The following is a 231-nucleotide window of genomic DNA, read 5'->3' on the forward strand; positions in this document are numbered from 1 at the left end:
TAGCGGTACCGCCGGCGACTTCATCACCAATGACGATGATGGCCTGACGGTCACCGCCACGCTGAGTGCCGAGCTCGTCACTGGGGAAGCTCTGCTTTACAGCACCGATGGCACCACCTGGGTCGACATCACCGACAGCGTGTCCGGTACTGCTGTCAGCTATGCCGATGCCGACCTCACCGCCTCTGCCACCGTGCAGCTCAAGGTGCAGGACGCCGCCGGCAACGATGG

General features: G+C 63.6%; 1 protein-coding gene. It reads left to right on the plus strand.

Going from position 1 to position 231, the window contains the following annotated elements; genetic code table 11:
* Window positions 1-231: hypothetical protein (locus QD280_RS17825; RefSeq protein WP_279840158.1), on the plus strand; the 231-nt coding region annotated here is incomplete at both ends.

Source organism: Cobetia sp. 1AS1 (genome assembly GCF_029846435.1).
GTDB classification, from domain to species: domain Bacteria; phylum Pseudomonadota; class Gammaproteobacteria; order Pseudomonadales; family Halomonadaceae; genus Cobetia; species Cobetia amphilecti.